17 protein-coding genes and 1 tRNA gene are annotated in these 20,195 nt (G+C 68.3%); 12 read left to right on the forward strand and 6 right to left on the reverse strand.

Features of this window, described 5'->3' with window-relative positions:
- Positions 1-155 precede the first annotated feature (155 nt).
- From rsmG to rpmH, 6 genes are all read right to left on the reverse strand, one after another.
- Positions 156-872, reverse strand: coding sequence for a 16S rRNA (guanine(527)-N(7))-methyltransferase RsmG (rsmG, locus tag ACTWQE_RS00180; RefSeq protein WP_443326679.1), 717 nt, complete (start codon positions 870-872; stop codon positions 156-158).
- A gap of 105 nt (positions 873-977) precedes the next feature.
- The gene (locus ACTWQE_RS00185; protein ID WP_443326680.1) at positions 978-1,514 is read right to left on the reverse strand and encodes a Jag family protein; all 537 of its coding nucleotides are present in this window, start codon (positions 1,512-1,514) and stop codon (positions 978-980) included.
- A gap of 12 nt (positions 1,515-1,526) precedes the next feature.
- On the reverse strand, positions 1,527-2,639 hold the full coding sequence (gene yidC / locus ACTWQE_RS00190; RefSeq protein WP_443326681.1) for a membrane protein insertase YidC: 1,113 nt from the start codon (positions 2,637-2,639) through the stop codon (positions 1,527-1,529).
- A gap of 3 nt (positions 2,640-2,642) precedes the next feature.
- On the reverse strand, positions 2,643-2,960 hold the full coding sequence (gene yidD / locus ACTWQE_RS00195; RefSeq protein ID WP_443326682.1) for a membrane protein insertion efficiency factor YidD: 318 nt from the start codon (positions 2,958-2,960) through the stop codon (positions 2,643-2,645).
- Entirely contained in the window at positions 2,957-3,373 is a 417-nt protein-coding gene (gene rnpA, locus ACTWQE_RS00200; RefSeq protein WP_443326683.1) for a ribonuclease P protein component, read from the reverse strand. The genes yidD and rnpA overlap by 4 nt, the downstream gene beginning before the upstream one ends.
- Positions 3,374-3,389: 16 nt before the next feature.
- Positions 3,390-3,527: a 50S ribosomal protein L34 gene (gene rpmH, locus ACTWQE_RS00205; RefSeq protein ID WP_003949374.1), complete on the reverse strand. Its 138-nt coding sequence runs from the start codon at positions 3,525-3,527 to the stop codon at positions 3,390-3,392.
- A 422-nt stretch (positions 3,528-3,949) separates the two neighbouring features.
- On the opposite strand from rpmH, the gene dnaA reads away from it, so the two are divergent.
- The 12 genes from dnaA (at position 3,950) to ACTWQE_RS00265 (ending at position 20,194) form a co-directional block, all read left to right on the forward strand.
- Complete coding sequence (gene dnaA / locus ACTWQE_RS00210) at positions 3,950-5,707, forward strand: chromosomal replication initiator protein DnaA (protein ID WP_443326684.1); 1,758 nt, start codon at positions 3,950-3,952, stop codon at positions 5,705-5,707.
- Positions 5,708-6,559: 852 nt separating this feature from the next.
- Positions 6,560-7,690 (forward strand): DNA polymerase III subunit beta, encoded by a 1,131-nt coding sequence (dnaN, locus tag ACTWQE_RS00215; RefSeq protein WP_443326685.1) that lies wholly within the window; start codon positions 6,560-6,562, stop codon positions 7,688-7,690.
- A gap of 167 nt (positions 7,691-7,857) precedes the next feature.
- Positions 7,858-8,733: a phosphogluconate dehydrogenase (NAD(+)-dependent, decarboxylating) gene (gnd, locus tag ACTWQE_RS00220; RefSeq protein WP_443326686.1), complete on the forward strand. Its 876-nt coding sequence runs from the start codon at positions 7,858-7,860 to the stop codon at positions 8,731-8,733.
- Positions 8,734-8,810: 77 nt separating this feature from the next.
- Positions 8,811-10,019 carry a DNA replication/repair protein RecF gene (gene recF, locus ACTWQE_RS00225; protein WP_443326687.1) on the forward strand — a complete coding sequence of 403 codons (1,209 nt, stop codon included), beginning with the start codon at positions 8,811-8,813 and terminating at the stop codon, positions 10,017-10,019.
- Positions 10,016-10,540, forward strand: coding sequence for a DUF721 domain-containing protein (locus tag ACTWQE_RS00230; RefSeq protein WP_443326688.1), 525 nt, complete (start codon positions 10,016-10,018; stop codon positions 10,538-10,540). The genes recF and ACTWQE_RS00230 overlap by 4 nt, the downstream gene beginning before the upstream one ends.
- 266 nt (positions 10,541-10,806) lie before the next feature.
- The gene (gyrB, locus tag ACTWQE_RS00235; RefSeq protein ID WP_443326689.1) at positions 10,807-12,864 is read left to right on the forward strand and encodes a DNA topoisomerase (ATP-hydrolyzing) subunit B; all 2,058 of its coding nucleotides are present in this window, start codon (positions 10,807-10,809) and stop codon (positions 12,862-12,864) included.
- A 42-nt stretch (positions 12,865-12,906) separates the two neighbouring features.
- Entirely contained in the window at positions 12,907-15,537 is a 2,631-nt protein-coding gene (gyrA, locus tag ACTWQE_RS00240; protein ID WP_443326690.1) for a DNA gyrase subunit A, read from the forward strand.
- 3 nt (positions 15,538-15,540) lie between these two features.
- The gene (locus ACTWQE_RS00245; protein ID WP_443326691.1) at positions 15,541-16,278 is read left to right on the forward strand and encodes a DUF3566 domain-containing protein; all 738 of its coding nucleotides are present in this window, start codon (positions 15,541-15,543) and stop codon (positions 16,276-16,278) included.
- A 48-nt stretch (positions 16,279-16,326) separates the two neighbouring features.
- A tRNA-Ile gene (locus tag ACTWQE_RS00250) sits at positions 16,327-16,400 on the forward strand.
- 156 nt (positions 16,401-16,556) lie between these two features.
- Positions 16,557-16,691 carry a DLW-39 family protein gene (locus tag ACTWQE_RS00255; RefSeq protein WP_003958712.1) on the forward strand — a complete coding sequence of 45 codons (135 nt, stop codon included), beginning with the start codon at positions 16,557-16,559 and terminating at the stop codon, positions 16,689-16,691.
- A gap of 172 nt (positions 16,692-16,863) precedes the next feature.
- The gene (locus ACTWQE_RS00260; protein ID WP_443326692.1) at positions 16,864-18,747 is read left to right on the forward strand and encodes a vWA domain-containing protein; all 1,884 of its coding nucleotides are present in this window, start codon (positions 16,864-16,866) and stop codon (positions 18,745-18,747) included.
- A 10-nt stretch (positions 18,748-18,757) separates the two neighbouring features.
- Positions 18,758-20,194 carry a hypothetical protein gene (locus ACTWQE_RS00265; RefSeq protein WP_443326693.1) on the forward strand — a complete coding sequence of 479 codons (1,437 nt, stop codon included), beginning with the start codon at positions 18,758-18,760 and terminating at the stop codon, positions 20,192-20,194.
- Position 20,195 lies beyond the last annotated feature (1 nt).

Consider the following 20,195-nt stretch of genomic DNA (forward strand, 5'->3'; position numbering starts at 1 on the left):
GCGGTCGCGCGGCGAGGCGGCCGCACGGCCACGGCTGATGATTCCATGCAGCAGGGAGCGACGTTTCACGTGAAACACCTTGCATGGACGGGCGCCCTACGTCGTTACGACACTCCGGGTTGTGTAGTTTTGGCAGCTTGTATGGAGCATTCCGGCTAACGACGGCGCCGGGCCCGCCCTGTCCGGGCCGCCTTGGCCCGCTTGGCCGCAAACCGCACTCCACCAGGGCTCTCCCCGACCTCAGCCCGCACCACCGTGGAGGGCGGGTCCACCACGCCCTCGCCGACGTGCAGCACCGACGTCTGCACGACCCCGAGCTTGCTCAGCGCGGCTCGTGCCCCCTTCAGCTCCTCTTCGGCCGTATCGCCCTTGAGAGCCAGCATCTCCCCGTACGGTCGGAGCAGTGGCACCCCCCAGCCGGCCAGTCGGTCCAGAGGCGCGACGGCCCGCGCGGTCACCACGTGCACCGGTGGGAGCTTGCCCAGCACTTCTTCTGCACGGCCTCGAACCACCGTGACATGGTCGAGCCCCAGCAGCTCCACGACTTCCTGGAGAAACGTCGTACGACGCAACAGCGGCTCCAGCAGGGTGATCCGCAGATCCGGCCGCACCAGGGCCAGCGGGATACCGGGAAGGCCGGCGCCCGAGCCCACGTCACAGACCGAGACACCTTCGGGAACGGCCTCTGACAGCACAGCGCAGTTGAGCAGATGCCTGCCCCACAGTCGCGGCACCTCTCGGGGGCCGATCAGACCGCGCTTCACCCCGACATCGGCGAGGAGCTCTGCATAGCGGACAGCCTCGGGGAAGCGCTGACCGAAAACCGCCACTGCCTCGTCCGGCGCTGGGGGGAGCTCCGCTGCCTCCGCCACGGGGACCGTCCTTCCGTACATGCTGTGCATGATGCTGTCAGGCTGACAAAGTACGGCCCCGCCTGCGAACAGGCGGGGCCGGTAACATGCTCTGGGCCGATCCGGTCAGGCCGGGAGCACGACGACGCAGCGCTGGGGCTCCTCGCCCTCGGATTCGCTGCGCAGCCCCGCCGCGGCCACCGCGTCGTGCACCACTTTGCGCTCGAACGGCGTCATCGCCTTGAGCTTCACCGGCTCGCCAGTACCCTTCGCCTCCTCGGCCGCCTTGGCGCCCAGCTCCGCGAGCTCCTCGCGCTTGCGGGCCCGGAAGCCGGCCACATCCAGCATGAGACGGCTGCGGTCGCCGGTCTCGCGGTGCACCGCGAGCCGGGTCAGTTCCTGCAGCGCCTCCAGCACCTCGCCATCGCGGCCCACCAGCTTCTGGAGGTCCCGGCTGGTCGAATCACTAATGATCGACACCGCGGCCCGGTCGGCCTCGACATCCATGTCGATGTCCCCGTCGAGATCCGCGATGTCGAGCAGCCCCTCGAGGTAATCGGCCGCAATCTCCCCTTCCTGTTCCAGGCGGGTGAGCGTGTCGCCGCCTTCGGCGGCTGCGGTCGCCTCTGCCGAAGGCGAGGGGCGGGTCGTGCCTTCCGTCACCGGACGGCCTCCTTACTTCTTGGACGGGTGCTTGGGCCGCTGCTGACCCTTGCGCTGCCCGGACTTCGCATTACGGGAGGAGCCGCCGGCCGTCTTCGGCTTGTCGGCGTCCTGCGACTGCTTCTTCTCCATGGAGGGCTTACCGGCTGAGCCCTGGCTCGCGGTCGCCGAACCCTTGGCGGCCTGTGCCGTTCCACCGGTCTGGCGCTTGGCCTTGCTCTGGCGCTTCGGCTGCTGCCGGCTCGCCCGGGCGGTCTCGGCGGCCTCCCTGGCCTGGACCTCGGCGGGGTCCTCCTTGAGCTTGCCCTTGGCGCGCAGCCGCTCCTGGCGCTGCTGGAACGCGAGACTGCCGGGGGTGGGGTTCCGGCGAATGACGAACATCTGTTGACCCATGGTCCAGACGTTGGTGGTCAGCCAGTAGACGAGGACACCGACGGGGAAGTTGATACCGAAGACGGCGAACATGATCGGGAAGACGTACATCAGCATCTTCTGCTGCTGCATGAACGGCGTCTTCACCGTCATATCGACGTTCTTGGTCATCAGCTGGCGCTGTGTGTAGAACTGCGACGCCGACATCAGCACGATCATGATGACCGTGACGACGCGGACATCCGTCAGCGAGGCCCCGAGCGACTCGACCTTGCTCGCGCTGTCGAGGAACTTGGACGCGATGGGAGCGCCGAAGATCTTGGCGCTCCGGGCGCTGTCGACCAGGTTCTGGCCCATCACGCCGACGGCCTCATCGTTGGCGATCTTGTTCAGCACCTGGTACAGGGCGATGAAGAAGGGCGACTGGGCCAGGATCGGGAGACAGCTCGAGAGCGGGTTGGTGCCCGACTCCTTGTAGAGCTTCATCATCTCTTCGGACTGGCGCTGCTTGTCGCTCTTGTAGCGCTCCTGGATCGCCTTCATCTTCGGCTGGAGCACCTGCATGTTCCGTGTCGCCTTGATCTGCTTCACGAAGAGCGGGATCAGGCAGATACGGATCAGGACCACCAGCGAAACGATGGACAGACCCCAGGCCCAACCGCTGTCCTTGTCGAAGACAAGGCTGTACAGCGAGTGGAACTGGACGATGATCCAGGAAACTGCGGTATAGAGAGGACCGAGGATCGTGTCCACGAATCAGGCTCCTTGGGCGTTGGGCTGAGTCTCGGGCTGTTCCGCCGGCGCTTCGGCGGAGCTACCGCTCCACCGACTCCGTAGCCGTTGGTGCCAGACCGGATGCTTCCGGGGAGGAACGTGGTCGACGCCACCGAGCGACCACGGGTTGCAGCGCAGAATGCGCCAAGCGGTCAGCGCTGTCCCTTTGACCGCGCCGTGCACATCGATGGCCTGGTAGCCGTAGTGCGAGCACGACGGGTAGTACTTGCAGACCGGCCCGAGCATCGGGCTGATGGTCCACTGGTACAGCTTGATCAACCACAGCAGCGGGTACTTCATCGCGGCGCCCTCCCCTCGGCTTCGCCATGGGTGACCCCACCCACGAGACGCTGCAGCGCGGCGTCGAGGTCACGGGCCAGCTGGTCGTGGTCCGCCTCACCGGCGCCGGGCAGCGCCCGTACGACAACCAGGCTACCCGCGGGCAGCAGGGCGAGCCGGTCGCGCATCAGGTGCCGCAGCCTCCGCTTCACCAGGTTGCGGACGACCGCCCCGCCGACAGCCTTGCTCACGACGAAACCCGCACGCGCCGGGGGAGCGTTCTCCCCAGACGCATGCGGGTCCGTGCCTCTCCGTTCCGAAGAGGCGGCGCTTCGAAGATGGACGACAAGGAGAGGGCGCCCGGCCCTGCGTCCTCGGCGTACCGCGGTCGCAAAGTCCTCGCGCCACCTCAGCCGATTCCCGGAAGGCAGCACGGACCGACCTGTGCGATCAGGCGGACAGGCGCGCGCGACCCTTGCCACGGCGGGACGCGAGAATCGCGCGGCCGGCACGGGTACGCATCCGCAGCCGGAAGCCGTGGGTCTTAGCGCGGCGGCGGTTGTTCGGCTGGAAGGTGCGCTTGCTCACTCGGGGGCTCCAGAAATGAATCGGTGGTGGCGGGACATCGCCTGGCTGTCACCGTGCGCCCACGAGTAGCTCGCAATACGCCCGAGTGCACCGCTTCATGACCACAGTTCGTGATCTTTGCCCATCGGAGGCAGGCGGCAGCAGCCATCGACAACTCGACCTGGTCACGGTACGCGCGGCTACGCCATCCGGTCAAACCGGTGCTACCCCGGAGCCTGGCAGTGCTGTCTCATGGCCCACCCTACGGCCGGACGAACCGGCATGGCACATTTGTACACACCCTGTGGACAACGACTTGAACCGCACACGTCGCCCTGACTACCGTGGCTCGACTCCGGTTCCTTCCCGCCCGTCCCGAGAACCACACATTCGTGGGACCCGTCGGCGCCACCCCCCACCCAGCGAGTGAGAGAGCGTGCCCTGTGGCTGACGTACCTGCCGATCTTGCCGCAGTGTGGCCACGCGTGCTCGACCAGCTCCTCGGAGAGGGTCAGGGCATCGAAGCGAAGGACCAGCGCTGGCTCAAGGACTGCCAGCCCCTGGTGCTCGTGGCCGGCACCGCTGTGCTCTCCGTGCCCAACGAGTACGCCAAGGGCGTCCTGGAGGGCCGGCTCTCTCCGCTGATCAGCGACGCTCTCAGCCGCGAGTGCAATCAGCCCATCCGCCTGGCGATCACCGTCAGCGCCACCGAGGAACCGCCGCCTCCGCAGATCCCGGTCCCGCAGCAGCCCCAGCGTTACGAGGAACCCCCGCGTCCGGAGCCCGGTCGCGACACCTACGACAGTTACGAGGGGTACGACCCTTACGGCCGCCCGGCGGACACACTCCCGACGGCCCGCCCCGCGTACCCGGAGTATCAGCAGAGCCGCCCCGAGCCCGGTGCCTGGCCCCGGGGATCCGGGCCCGGCGGACCCGCACCCCGCGACGACTACAGCTGGCAGCAGCAGCGGCTCGGCGGCTTCCCGGAACACGATCCGTATGCCTCACCCCACAGCGCACCGCCGCAGGACCGGTCGCCGTACGACCAGCCGCGCCGTGAGCTGCCCGAGCAGGGCCGCGGCCGCTCCCACGGAGGCCCGCCCGCGCCCAGCGGCGCCCCGGGCCCGCTCGCGGCACAGCCCGCACCCGCCACCGGCCCGGGCGAGCCGACCGCGCGCCTCAATCCGAAGTACCTCTTCGACACCTTTGTCATCGGCGCGTCCAACCGCTTCGCACACGCCGCTGCCGTCGCGGTCGCCGAAGCGCCGGCCAAGGCGTACAACCCCCTTTTCATCTACGGGGAGTCGGGCCTCGGCAAGACGCACCTGCTGCACGCGATCGGGCACTATGCCCGCAGCCTTTATCCGGGCACGCGCGTGCGCTATGTGAGTTCCGAGGAGTTCACCAACGAGTTCATCAACTCCATCCGCGACGGCAAGGCGGACGCGTTCCGCAAGCGCTATCGCGACATGGACATCCTTCTCGTCGACGACATCCAGTTCCTCGCCAGCAAGGAGTCGACGCAGGAGGAGTTCTTCCACACCTTCAACACCCTGCACAACGCCAACAAGCAGATCGTGCTCTCCTCGGACCGGCCGCCCAAGCAGCTGGTCACCCTGGAGGACCGGCTCCGCAACCGCTTCGAGTGGGGCCTGATCACGGATGTCCAGCCTCCCGAGCTGGAGACACGGATCGCGATCCTCCGGAAGAAGGCGGTGCAGGAACAGCTCAACGCCCCGCCCGAGGTGCTGGAGTTCATCGCCTCGCGGATCTCACGCAACATCCGCGAGCTGGAGGGCGCGCTGATCCGGGTCACGGCCTTCGCGAGCCTGAACCGCCAGCCGGTGGACCTGGGGCTCACCGAGATCGTGCTGAAGGATCTGATCCCGGGCGGCGAGGACGCGGCTCCGGAGATCACCGCCACGGCCATCATGGCGGAGACCGCTCAGTACTTCGGGCTGACCGTGGAGGACCTGTGCGGCTCCTCGCGCAGCCGCGTACTGGTGACGGCCCGGCAGATCGCGATGTATCTGTGCCGTGAGCTGACGGATCTGTCACTGCCGAAGATTGGAGCCCAGTTCGGCGGCCGCGACCATACGACCGTGATGCACGCCGACCGCAAGATCCGCGCGCTGATGGCGGAGCGGCGCTCGATCTACAACCAGGTCACCGAGCTCACCAACCGCATCAAGAACGGCTGAGCACCCCCTCAGGGCCGACGTACGGCCCTTCTCTCCGGGCGCCCAGGGGACGATCCCCGGGGCGCCCTTCGTCGTTCCGCACTCCCCGCTGTTCGAATCCGTACCCGGGGCGGGGGCTTCTCCACAGAACCTCGACCGATGGCCCGTCCACACCCTGGGGACCGCCGAGTTGTCCAGATCGTGTCCACAGCGCTCCAGCACGAGAGGGCGTTCCGGGAGGTCAGCAGGGTGTGGAAATGTGGTCAACCGGCTTCCACAGACTGTGGACGCCCAGCGGACCCACAGCGGCCCGATCCCGTTGTCCACTGCCCGCCCACAGGCTGCGGTGGCTTGTGCACAGCTTCTCCACACCCCTGTCCACTGTTCGGCAAGGCAACACCCGGCTTCACCGGGCCGAGTGAAAGGCGTCACACCAACGAGGCCGGTTGGGCTGGGGAGAACATGGGTAAACCTGGGGACGGCGCTGGGGAGAACCGGGCGTGGGCTGTGCACCGGGTGTGCAGAACTTTCCCGCGTCCACAGAACGCCCCACTTATCCACGGGCGGCGCCCACAGGACCGGTGGACAAAAAATCCGGCTTGACCTGCGCAAACGCGGTTATCCACGGTTTCCACAGGCCCTACTACTACGACCACATAGATCTAGCGGGAAACTCGTTCGGAAACGGGCCCTGTGCACAACTCGGCCCCGGAGCACCCGCCCCTCTCGCAGCGACTTGACCCCGACCCGCACCGACTGTCGGCGGCGTGCGTCAGACTGGTCTCCGGCATCGACCCCTGCGTCCGGCGGGGAGACCCGTGCCGACGACGAAGGCCAGCAGGGCGAGCCAGCAACAAGCAGGAGGCGGTTCCGGTGAAGATCCGGGTGGAGCGCGATGTACTCGCGGAGGCAGTGGCCTGGGCGGCCCGCAGCCTCCCGGCCCGTCCGCCGGTGCCCGTCCTCGCGGGCCTGCTCCTGAAGGCGGAGGAGAGCTCCCTGAGCCTCTCCGGCTTCGATTACGAGGTCTCGGCCCGCGTCTCCGTCGACGCGGATGTGGAGGAGGACGGCACCGTCCTCGTCTCCGGCCGGCTTCTCGCCGACATCTGCCGTGCGCTTCCCAACAGGCCTGTGGAGATCTCCACCGACGGCGTGCGGGTGACCGTGGTCTGTGGCTCCTCCCGATTCACACTCCACACCCTCCCTGTGGAGGAGTATCCGGCGCTGCCGCAGATGCCCACCGCCACCGGAACCGTTCCCGGTGAGGTCTTCGCCGCGGCCGCCGCCCAGGTCGCCATCGCCGCCGGCCGTGACGACACCCTCCCCGTGCTCACGGGTGTCCGTATCGAGATCGAGGGCGACACGGTCACGCTGGCCGCCACCGACCGTTACCGCTTCGCCGTGCGGGAGTTCCTGTGGAAGCCCGAGACCGCGGACGTCTCCGCGGTCGCCCTGGTCCCCGCCAAGACACTTCTCGACACCGCCAAGTCGCTGACCAGCGGGGACACTGTCAGCATCGCGCTGGCGGGCTCCGGAGCGGGAGAGGGCCTCATCGGCTTCGAGGGCGCGGGGCGCCGTACGACCACCCGGCTGCTCGAAGGCGACCTGCCCAAGTACCGCACACTCTTCCCGACCGAGTTCAACTCGGTTGCGGTGATCGAGACCGCTCCGTTCGTGGACGCGGTCAAGCGCGTCGCCCTCGTCGCCGAGCGGAACACTCCGGTCCGGCTGAGCTTCGAGCAGGGTGTGCTCATTCTCGAGGCCGGGTCCAGCGACGATGCACAGGCTGTGGAGAGAGTCGACTGCGGCCTCGAGGGCGACGACATCTCCATCGCCTTCAACCCTGGCTTCCTGCTCGAGGGACTGTCCGCCATCGACTCCCCGGTCGCCCAGCTGTCCTTCACCACCTCCACGAAGCCCGCGCTGCTGAGCGGCAAGCCGGCTGTGGATGCCGAGGCGGACGACGCGTACAAGTACCTGATCATGCCGGTGCGCCTCAGCGGCTGAGCATGGCCGAGCCCGTCCGGGGCGTCCCATCTGCGGAAAGCACGAGGGTCACCGCTCATCAGGAGGCGGGACCCCCGGCGGTCGGCTGAGCGGCTGAGCCCACAGGTGAGCGTCCATGACCGGGCGTAGGCTCGACCGCAGGTACGAATCGCTAAGAAGGGGCACTGATGGAGCTCGGTCTCGTCGGTCTCGGCAAGATGGGCGGCAATATGCGTGAGCGCATCCGCCACGCAGGCCACACCGTCGTCGGATACGACCGCAACCCGGACCTCGCCGATGTCCACAGCCTTGAGGAGCTTGTGAGCAAGCTCAAGGGACCGCGTGTGGTGTGGGTCATGGTTCCCGCCGGGATCGCGACCCAGACCACCCTCGACGAGCTGGCCGAACTCCTCTCACCCGGAGATGTCGTCGTCGACGGCGGGAACTCCCGCTGGACCGACGACGAGAAGCACGCCGAGCAGCTGGCCCACAAGGGCATCGGCTTCGTCGACTGCGGTGTCTCCGGAGGCGTGTGGGGCCTGGAGAACGGCTACGCGCTGATGTACGGCGGCGACGCCGAGCATGTGGCCAAGGTTCAGCCGATCTTCGACGCGCTCAAGCCGGAGGGCGAGTTCGGTGCCGTCCACGCAGGCAAGGTCGGCGCGGGCCACTTCGCGAAGATGGTCCACAACGGCATCGAGTACGCGATGATGCAGGCCTACGCCGAGGGCTGGGAGCTGCTTGAGGCGGTCGACTCCGTCACCGACGTCCGTGAGGTCTTCCGTAGCTGGCAGGAGGGCACGGTCATCCGCTCCTGGCTGCTCGACCTGGCGGTCAACGCCTTGGACGACGACGAGCATCTGGAGAAGCTGCGTGGCCACGCAGCCGACTCCGGTGAGGGCCGCTGGACCGTGGAGGCGGCGATCGATCACGCCGTACCGCTGCCCGCGATCACCGCGTCCCTGTTCGCGCGTTTCGCCTCGCGGCAGGACGACTCCCCGCAGATGAAGATGATCGCCGCGCTGCGCAACCAGTTCGGCGGGCACGCGGTCGAGTCGGTGTAATCCGGTCCGGGGTGCTTCTCCGGACGCAACAGCCACACTCAGGGGAGGTTCGGCGGCACCGTCAGCCGCAGCGCATCATGCACGTTTCGCATCTGTCGCTCGCCGACTTCCGCTCGTACGCCCGGGTCGAGGTCCCGCTCGACCCGGGCGTCACGGCGTTCGTGGGCCCGAACGGCCAGGGCAAGACGAATCTGGTCGAAGCGATCGGCTATCTGGCCACCCTGGGCAGCCACCGGGTGTCCTCGGACGCGCCGCTGGTGCGCATGGGCGCCGAGCGCGCCATCCTGCGGGCGGCCGTTGTCCAGGGAGAGCGTCGGCAGCTGATCGAGCTGGAGCTGAACCCGGGCAGGGCAAACCGCGCCCGTATCAATCGCTCCTCGCAGGTGAGGCCGCGGGATGTGCTCGGCATCGTCCGCTCGGTCCTCTTCGCTCCGGAGGATCTCGCGCTGGTCAAGGGCGACCCGGGTGAGCGCCGTCGTTTCCTGGACGAGCTGATCACCACCCGTTCGCCCCGGATGGCCGGGGTGCGTTCCGACTACGACCGCGTCCTCAAGCAGCGCAACACACTCCTGAAGAGCGCCGCGATGGCCCGCCGGCACGGCGGACGCTCGGGGGCACCCGGACGGAGCTCGGGGGCGGAACTGTCCACCCTCGACGTCTGGGATCAGCATCTCGCCCGGGCTGGAGCCGAGTTGCTCGCTCAGCGTCTGGACCTGATCGCGGCGCTGCAGCCGCTGGCCGACAAGGCCTATGAGCAGCTGGCACCCGGCGGCGGTCCGGTCGCGCTCGAGTACCGCGGCTCCGCCGGGGAGGGGCTCGCCGGAGCCGGCACCCGGGAGGAGCTGTACGAGCTTCTTCTCGGCGCCCTCGGCGCCGCCCGCAAGCAGGAGATCGAGCGCGGTGTGACGCTCGTCGGACCGCACCGCGACGACCTGCTGCTCAAGCTCGGAGAGCTGCCGGCGAAGGGGTACGCGAGCCATGGCGAGTCCTGGTCGTACGCGCTCGCCCTACGGCTGGCCTCGTACGACCTGCTGCGCGCCGAGAATCCGGGGGCTCCCGAGGGGGCCCCGGGCGAGGGCGGTGGACGACGGGCGGGCGAGCCGGTACTCGTCCTCGACGACGTCTTCGCGGAGCTGGACGCCCGGCGCCGGGAGCGGCTGGCCGAGCTGGTCGCGCCGGGCGAGCAGGTGCTGGTCACCGCGGCCGTGGAGGAGGACGTGCCGGGCCTGCTGGCCGGGGCGCGCTACACGGTCTCGGGCGGCTCGGTGGAGCAGGTGACCGTGTGACGGAGGAGACCCCGCGGCAGCCCGAGCCGTCCGGTGTCGATCTGGCCCGGGTGGCCCTGCGCGCGGCGAAGGAGCAGGCCCGCGCCCGTGGCGCGGCGGCGCAGCAGAAGAAGCAGGCGCGCCGCGGGGGCCTGCGCTCCGGGGCTCGTGCGGACGGCCGGGATCCGCTGCCGCTGGGTGCCGCGATCAACCGGCTGATCACTGAGCGTGGCTGGGAGACCCCCGCGGCGGTCGGCGGCGTGATGGGGCGCTGGCCGCAGATGGTCGGGCCGGAAGTGGCGCAGCACTGTGAGCCGCAGCGGTACGACGAGGACGCCCGGGTGCTGACCGTGCAGTGCGATTCGTCGGTCTGGGCGACGCAGCTCCGGCTCCTGGCGCCGCAGCTCGTCGCCCGTCTCAACGCTGACCTGGGCCAGGGCACCGTAAAATTGATCAAGGTTCTGGGCCCGGGCGGTCCCTCGCGGCGCTTCGGTCCGCTGCGGGCACCGGGGAGCCAGGGGCCCGGGGATACCTACGGCTGAGTGCCGGGGGCGAAGGTACGGACGGGGTGTCCCTCACCGTAGTGAAGGGTTGACGCTCGGAAGCGCTGAACGCCCTCGTGAGCCTCTTGGAGCCCCGGGCCGCATATGGGGAGTCGGCGGATGCCGATCCAGGGCGGCACATGCGGACTCAGACGCCCGCAAACCCCCATTCATGTCGGCGCTACCGGTAGACTAGAGAGCAATCCCGCCCACTCGCGGAACAAGACGAACGACGCAGCCGCTCCTGTATGCCCCGGAGACGGCTTGTGCTGTGCCAGAAAGGGCGCTTCGTGGCCGATTCCGGCAACCCCAACGAGAACAACACCGCTTCCACCACCGACGGAGCCGCGCCGCGCTCCGGCGACGGGTCCGCGACGGGCAAGCCGTCGTACGACGCGAGCGCCATCACGGTCCTCGAGGGTCTGGACGCCGTCCGCAAGCGACCCGGCATGTACATCGGCTCGACCGGTGAGCGGGGTCTGCACCACCTGGTCTACGAGGTCGTCGACAACTCCGTCGACGAAGCCCTGGCCGGGCACGCCGACACGATCGACGTCACGATCCTGCCGGACGGCGGCGTCCGGGTCGTCGACAACGGCCGTGGCATCCCCGTGGACATCGTTCCCTCCGAGGGGAAGCCGGCGGTCGAGGTCGTGCTGACCGTGCTGCACGCGGGCGGCAAGTTCGGCGGCGGCGGCTACGCGGTCTCCGGTGGTCTGCACGGCGTGGGTGTCTCGGTCGTCAACGCCCTGTCGAGCAAGGTCTCGGTCGAGGTCCGGCGCGACGGTTACCGGTGGACACAGGACTACAAGGCTGGTGTACCGACCGCCCCGCTGGCCAAGAACGAGCCGGTCGACACCACAGGGACGACCGTCACTTTCTGGGCGGATCCGGACATCTTCGAGACGACCGAGTACTCCTTCGAGACGCTGTCCCGGCGCTTCCAGGAGATGGCGTTCCTCAACAAGGGACTGACCATCTCACTGACCGATAAGCGCCCGGACCATGTGGACGAGGAGGGCAACCCGCTGTCGGTCCGGTACTACTACGAGGGCGGCATCGTCGACTTCGTGAAGTACCTGAACTCCCGCAAGGGCGATCTGATCCACCCCACGGTGATCGACATCGCTGCCGAGGACACGGAGCGGATGCTCTCGGTGGAGATCGCGATGCAGTGGAACTCGCAGTACAGCGAGGGTGTCTACAGCTTCGCGAACACGATCCACACCCATGAGGGCGGTACCCACGAGGAGGGCTTCCGCGCCGCGCTGACGGGTCTGATCAACCGTTACGCGCGCGACAAGAAGCTGCTCCGGGAGAAGGACGACAACCTCACCGGTGAGGACATCCGCGAGGGTCTGACCGCGATCATCTCGGTCAAGCTCGGTGAGCCGCAGTTCGAAGGTCAGACAAAGACCAAGCTGGGCAACACGGAGGCCAAGACCTTCGTCCAGAAGATCGTCCATGAGCATCTGAGCGACTGGCTGGACCGCAACCCCAATGAGGCCGCGGACATCATCCGCAAGGGCATCCAGGCCGCCACGGCCCGGGTCGCCGCCCGCAAGGCACGCGATCTGACCCGTCGGAAGGGCCTGCTGGAGAGCGCCTCGCTGCCGGGCAAGCTGAGCGACTGCCAGTCGAACGACCCGACGAAGTGCGAGATCTTCATCGTCGAGGGTGACTCCGCCGGTGGTTCGGCGAAGTCCGGCCGTAATCCGCAGTACCAGGCCATCCTGCCGATCCGAGGCAAGATCCTCAATGTGGAGAAGGCCCGCGTCGACAAGATTCTCCAGAACCAGGAAGTCCAGGCGCTGATCTCGGCGTTCGGTACCGGAGTCCACGAGGACTTCGACATCACCAAGCTCCGCTATCACAAGATCATCCTGATGGCGGACGCCGATGTGGACGGTCAGCACATCAACACCCTGCTCCTGACCTTCCTGTTCCGCTTCATGCGGCCCCTGGTCGAGGCCGGGCACGTCTATCTCTCCCGCCCGCCGCTCTACAAGATCAAGTGGGGTCGGGACGACTTCGAGTACGCGTACTCGGACCGGGAGCGGGACGCCCTGATCGAGCTCGGCAGGCAGAACGGCAAGCGGATCCGGGACGACTCGGTCCAGCGCTTCAAGGGTCTCGGCGAGATGAACGCGGAGGAGCTGCGGGTCACCACCATGGACGTCGACCACCGCGTCCTCGGCCAGGTGAGCCTGGACGACGCGGCCCAGGCCGACGACCTGTTCTCGGTGCTGATGGGCGAGGACGTCGAGGCGCGGCGCTCGTTCATCCAGCGCAACGCCAAGGACGTCCGCTTCCTCGACATCTGAGTCGGCCCCCGACGCCGCTCCCCGAAAGGACTTCGACCAGCCATGGCCGACGACACCCCCGACATTCCTGACCTTCCCGAGTCCACCGTCACGCCCGAGGGCACGCCCGCGACCATCGAGGGCGTGGGCCTGCGCGTGGAGCCCGTCGGGCTCGAGACGGAGATGCAGCGCAGCTACCTCGACTACGCGATGTCCGTCATCGTCTCGCGTGCGCTGCCCGACGTCCGCGACGGTCTCAAGCCGGTGCACCGCCGTGTGCTGTACGCGATGTACGACGGCGGATACCGGCCCGAGCGGGGCTTCTACAAGTGCGCCCGCGTCGTGGGCGACGTCATGGGTACGTACCACCCCCACGGCGACTCCTCGATCTACGACGCCTTGGTGCGCCTGGCCCAGACCTGGTCCATGCGGATGCCGCTGGTGGACTCGAACGGCAACTTCGGCTCCCCGGGCAACGACCCGGCGGCCGCCATGCGGTACACCGAGTGCAAGATGGCGCCGCTGTCCATGGAGATGCTCCGGGACATCGACGAGAACACCGTCGACTTCCAGGACAACTACGACGGGCGGAACCAGGAACCGACGGTTCTGCCGGCCCGTTTCCCGAACCTGCTGATCAATGGCGCGGCCGGTATCGCGGTCGGTATGGCCACGAACATCCCGCCGCACAATCTGCGGGAGGTGGCGGCAGGCGCGCAGTGGGCGCTGGAGCACCCGGGCGCCTCGCACGAGGAGCTGCTGGACGCGCTCATGGAGCGCATCAAGGGCCCGGACTTCCCGACCGGTGCGCTGGTCGTGGGCCGCAAGGGCATCGAGGAGGCGTACCGGACCGGGCGTGGCTCGATCACCATGCGCGCCGTCGTCGAGGTCGAGGAGATCCAGGGTCGGCAGTGCCTGGTGGTCACCGAGCTGCCGTACCAGGTGAACCCGGACAATCTCGCACAGAAGATCGCCGACCTGGTGAAGGACGGTAGGATCGGCGGGATCGCGGACGTCCGGGACGAGACCTCGTCGCGGACCGGCCAGCGGCTGGTCATCGTGCTGAAGCGGGACGCCGTCGCCAAGGTCGTCCTCAACAACCTCTACAAGCACACCGAGCTTCAGACGAACTTCGGCGCGAACATGCTGGCGCTGGTGGACGGGGTGCCGCGGACACTGCCGCTGGACGCGTTCATCCGGCACTGGGTGGCGCACCAGGTCGAGGTCATCGTCCGCCGGACGAAGTTCCGGCTGCGCAAGGCCGAGGAGCGGGCCCACCTCCTGCGGGGGCTGCTCAAGGCGCTGGACGCCATCGACGAGGTCATCGCGCTGATCCGGCGCAGTGAGACGGTCGAGGTGGCGCGCGGTGGCCTGATGGATCTGCTGCGGATCGACGAGATCCAGGCGAACGCGATCCTGGAGATGCAGCTGCGCCGGCTGGCGGCCCTGGAGCGCCAGAAGATCGTGCAGGAGCACGACGAGCTGCAGGCGAAGATCGACGAGTACAACGCGATCCTGGCCTCGCCGGAGCGCCAGCGGCAGATCATCAGCGAGGAGCTGACGGCGATCGTCGACAAGTTCGGCGACGACCGGCGCAGCAAGTTGGTGCCGTTCGACGGCGACATGTCCATCGAGGACCTGATCGCCGAAGAGGACATCGTCGTCACGATCACGCGCGGCGGCTATGTGAAGCGCACGAAGACCGAGGACTACCGCTCGCAGAAGCGCGGTGGCAAGGGTGTGCGCGGTACGAAGCTCAAGCAGGACGACATCGTCGATCACTTCTTCGTCTCGACGACCCACCACTGGCTGCTGTTCTTCACCAATAAGGGCCGGGTGTACCGGGCGAAGGCGTACGAGCTGCCCGACGCGGGCCGGGACGCGCGGGGTCAGCATGTGGCGAACCTGCTGGCCTTCCAGCCGGACGAGCAGATCGCCGAGATCCTGGCGATCCGCGACTACGAGGCGGTCCCGTATCTGGTACTGGCCACGAAGTCGGGCCTGGTGAAGAAGACGCCGCTGAAGGACTACGACTCGCCGCGCTCGGGCGGTGTGATCGCGATCAACCTCCGGGAGATGGAGGACGGCCGCGAGGACGAGCTGATCGGTGCCGAGCTGGTGTCCTCGGAGGACGACCTGCTGCTGGTCAGCAAGAAGGCGCAGTCGATCCGGTTCACCGCGACGGATGATGCGCTGCGGCCCATGGGGCGCGCTACGTCGGGCGTGAAGGGAATGAGTTTCCGTGAAGGAGACGAACTTCTCTCGATGAATGTCGTCCGGCCCGGTACGTTCGTCTTCACCGCCACCGACGGCGGCTACGCGAAGCGGACCAATGTCGATGACTACCGTGTCCAGGGTCGCGGCGGCCTCGGCATCAAGGCCGCCAAGATCGTGGAGGACCGTGGCTCGCTGGTCGGAGCGCTGGTGGTCGAGGAGAACGACGAGATCCTCGCCATCACGCTGAGCGGTGGCGTGATCCGTACGCGGGTCAGCGGGGTCAGGGAGACGGGCCGTGACACCATGGGCGTCCAACTGATCAACCTGGGCAAGCGCGATGCCGTGGTCGGTATCGCCCGGAACGCCGAGGCGGGTCGTGAGGCTGAAGAGGTCGAGGAGATCGCCGACGCAGCCGAAGCGGCCGCGCCGGAGGCGGCCGAGGGCGCAGAGGCCCCGGTCGACGAGCACGAGGAGTAGATCGTGAGTGGAGCCACGGGCGCCGGGGCGGGCGGTCCGAGAGCCGAGGGTGGAGCACCCTCCGGGCCCGCGACCGCGCCGGAAGGCGCCCGTGGCCCTGCCGGGGAGGGCGGCGGGCGGCAGGACGGTTCGTCCCGGAAGGACCCTCAGGGCGGGGGGACGACGACGGACACACGCCAGCTGCGTGCCCAGCCTCAGCCTCAGCCTCAGCCGCAACCGCAGGCTCAGCCGCAGTCCGGGCAGCCGTACCACCCGCCGCAGGCCTATCCCTCGCCCGCCGGCGGCGGAGGGGACACGGGCGGGCGGGCATCCCAGGCGGGGCACCAGCAGTCCGTACGGCGGCCGCGCCCCGGCGCGCGTACGACGCCGCGCATCCGCAAGGCCCGGCTGAGGGTGGCCAAGGCCGATCCGTGGTCGGTGATGAAGGTCAGCTTCCTTCTCTCCATCGCGCTGGGAATCTGCACGATTGTGGCTGTCGCGGTGCTGTGGATGGTCATGGACGCGATGGGGGTCTTCAGCACGGTCGGCGGCACGATCAGCGAGGCGACGGGGTCGAACGAGGGCAACGGCTTCGATCTGCAGTCCTTCCTGTCGCTGCCGCGGGTGCTGGCGTTCACCTCGATCATCGCGGTGATCGATATCGTGCTGGCCACGGCGCTGGCGACGCTCGGTGCGTTCATCTACAACCTGTCGGCGGGCTTCGTCGGTGGCGTCGAGCTGACGTTGGCGGAGGACGAGTAACCGATTTTGGGACTGCGCCCGACGTGCGCTAATCTTTCGGTGCAGCGCGGGGCTATAGCTCAGACGGTTAGAGCGCTTCCCTGATAAGGAAGAGGCCACAGGTTCAAGTCCTGTTAGCCCCACCGCGTGATTGGGCCCGGTCAGAGATTTCTCTGCCGGGCCTGATGCGTTGGCGGGTGAGGTCAGTTGAGTCCGGCGTAGGTCACCGAACGGTATCGGTCGGTGTGTATAGTCGGGCGCCAGAGGTCCCCTACGTCAAAGAAGGACGAGGTCGCGCGGTGAAGAAGCTTCTCCTGGTCGCACTGGCCGCCATCGGCGGACTCCTCGTGTACCGCCAGATCCAGGCGGATCGCGCCGAGCAGGATCTGTGGACGGAGGCGACCGACTCCGTGCCCGCAGGTTCGGGTGTGTGAGACGAAACAGTCCTGACAAGCCCCGGCTGCCGAGCAGCCGGGGCTTCGTGCGTCGGAGGGCGGTGCGGTCCGCTGTTGCAGGACCGTGACGCCGGTCCCCTTGTATTTGCTTTAGCACACCCTTAGCTTGCAAGAGCAAAGATTGACGTGTTCAGGGCAAGGGGCAGGCGACATGGCACGACGACACCGCCGGTTGGCGCGGGCGTTGATCGGCGGAGTGCTCCTGGCACTCGCCGCCCCGCTGCCGGCCCGGGCGGCGCCTTCTGACGAGGGTGCGGCGGTCGACGGGACCAGCAGCATGGTGATGGTGCTGGACTCATCGGGCTCGATGGCCGAGGACGACGGCTCGGGCAGCACGCGTATCGCCGCCGCCCGAAAGGCCGTCGGAACGGTGGTGGACGCTCTGCCGGACGGCTATCCCGCCGGGCTTCGGGTCTATGGTGCGGACAAGCCCAAGGGCTGCGACGACACACGGCTGGTGCACCCCGTGAAGCCGGTGGACCGTGCCGGTATCAAGCAGGCTGTCGCGAAGGTGACGCCCCGAGGCGACACCCCCATCGGGCTGTCGCTGCACAAGGCCGCCGCGGACCTCCCCGAGCGCACGGGCGGATCGATCGGTCAGCGCACGATCCTGCTGATCTCGGACGGCGAGGACAACTGCCAGTCCCCACCGCCCTGCGAGATCGCCGAGCAGCTTGGCAGGAACGGGGTCGACCTGCGGATCGACGCCATCGGCTTCCAGGTCCGAGGCAAGGCTCGGGAGCAGCTCCAATGCATCGCGGAGGCAGGCAACGGCCGCTACTACGACGCACCCGACGCGAAGGCGCTGGCGCGCCAACTCCAGCGTGCAGGGCAGCTCTCGGCGGACGGCTATCGCTTCAGGGGCGCCAAGGCCGAAGGGGCCCCGGGCAGGAAGGGGGCTCCCCGTCTCGTACCGGGCCAGTACCTGGACACTATCGGGCCGAACGAAAAGCGCTACTACGCGGTCGAGTTGGACGGGAAGTCGACCGTGAACTTCTCCGCGACCGCTGTACCGCAGCCCGGCGTCGCGGTGGATGTCACCGATGTGCTGGGCACCGGCGTGGAGTCCGGTACCGACACCGTCTGTGAGTCCAGCACCGAGCTGTCCGGGCAGAAGGAGGGCGCGACACCGATCACTTCGGGGGTCAGCCGCATCCCTTCCGAGAAAGGAGGCGGCAGTTGTGATGAGCCGGGCCGGTACTGGCTGGCGGTCGAAAGGAAGGCATCGGACGGCTCGGACGCCTCTCGGTGGCCACTGGAGCTGACGTACGACGTCGAGAAGCCCCTGCCGAAGAGCGTCACCCCGGCGCAGTCGGAGCCGGAGTACGGCGCGGGCGGCAAGGAGGCGCTGCTGCCCACGACCGCCCCGAAGGACGTCACCGGTGGAACGGGCTTCAATGACGCCCGGCAGATCAGGCAGGGCGTCTGGCGGGACGACGTCCTGCCGTCGCAGACCCTGTGGTACAAGGTGGCGGTGGGCTGGGGACAGCAGTTGCGGTACGACGTGGAATTCGCCAACGAGCCGACCGTGAAGGGATACAGCTCGGCGACCTCCTACGGCGCCACCCAGGTCTACACCCCGGCCCGGCACCCCGTCGGCGGCGGCACCGGGGAGTTCAGCCCGCAGTCCGTCTACAACGGTCGGCCGATGGCTCTCGAGATGGGCACGGTGCCCGTCGCGTGGACCAATCGCTACGAGAGCCACCCCAACACCATTCCGGTGCACGACAAAGGCACTTTCTACATCGCGGTCACGCTGGGAGCCAGGGCCGCTGAGATCGCCGAGAACCCGCACATCGGCTTCCGGCTGCGCGTGGCGGTGCTGGGCAAGGAGAAGTCCGGGCCGCAGCACAACGCACCACTGGTGACCGCCGGTGTTCCTCGCCCCTCGGAGGACAGCCGGGACGGTCACAGTGGAGGATGGACCTCCGGCCCGGTGATCGCGGCCGTTGCGTGTGGGGTGGGCATCGTGCTCCTGTCCGGATTGGCGGTGGCCTACGGGCGGGTGCGGAGGAAGAACAGGACGATCCGATGAGGAGTGGCTCGTGGTGAGGCGTCGGGCGGGGAGAGGTGGCCTTGCCGCGGTGGCGGCGCTGTGTGCCGTGGCGGTGATGCCGGGGACGGCTCTGGCGGACGGCGCGGGCGACCTGCCGGCCTACCGGACCGCGGAGGGCGCCAAGAAGGCCCACGGCGTCGCGAGCAGCGCGGACGCCGAAACGATTGCGCCCGGGGTCTACACCGACACCATCGGGCGTGGCGAAGAGCGGTACTACGGCGTGACCTTGGACGCCAAGTCCAGCGCCTTCATCTCGGCGGTGGCGGCGCCGGCGCCCGGCACCAAGATCGCCGACTACGGCGACACCCTCAAGGTCGTGCTGGAGGACAACGAGGGCAACGAGTGCGGGAGCGGGGACGCGACGTTCGCGGGCGACGGCATGGCGTACCCCATCGGCGCATACGCCTCTCGGCGTATCGGGGGTGGGGTCACGCAGTGCCAGAGCCCCGGCCCGTACCTCCTCAAGGTGGCACGCGAAGGAGAGGCGACGTCCGACCCCGGCCGCTGGCCGATCGAGATCCGCTACATGTCCGAGCCCGGCCTGAAGGGCAGCATCCCCGCGGAGCCGGGCAAGGGCAGTTGGAGCTCGGCGACGCCCGTGCCGCCCAGCGGGGCAACGAAGAAGGAGGCCAGGGGCGGCACCGGCTTCAATGACGCCCGGTCGGTCGGCAAGGGTGTCTGGCGGGACAGGATCAAGCCCGGTGAGACCCGCTTCTACCGGGTGCCGGTCGACTGGGGCCAGCAGCTGAACGTGAGTGCGGAGCTGCCGAACGCCCCTGGGAACAAGGACATCTCCGACGGTTATGTGCCCCAGGGGCTCGGGCTGGCGGCGTACAACCCGGCGCGTGGAGCGGTGGACGACGACAACTTCGCCGACTATGAGGGAAAGCAGTCGGCGGCCAAGCTGTTCACCGCGCCGGTGGACTACGGCAACCGCTTCAGCAGCACTGCCGACATCTCGGCGATGTGCTTCGCCGGCTGGTACTACCTCGCTGTCTCCATGCACCCCGACACCGCACAGTTCTTCAAGAGCGGTACGGACCTCACCCTGCGGGTCGACCTCAAGGGTTCGCCGAAGGCGGGGCCCGCATACGCGGGAGACGCGGCCAAGGCGGGCTTCGGCGTCACCGCCGACGACCGGGAGATGGCGGACAAGGGACAGACGGCTGCCGAGAGCGCAGAGAGCGACACCATGGGCCTCGTCGCCACCGCAGGCATCGGTACCGGTACGGTCCTCGTGCTCGGGCTCGGGGTGTGGATGCTCGTCGCACGGCGGCGCACACCGGCCACCGTAACCCCGGCGCCGTCCACCCCTGTGGTACCGCACTCGACGCAGTCGCCACCCGGAGCCCAGCCGGGGCAGCCCCATCTGCCGTACCAGTCTCCTCAGCAGGAGCAGCAGTACGGTCCGCCGCGGAGCTGGTGAG

This window comes from Streptomyces sp. 8N706 (assembly GCF_052245415.1).
Lineage (GTDB): Bacteria > Actinomycetota > Actinomycetes > Streptomycetales > Streptomycetaceae > Streptomyces.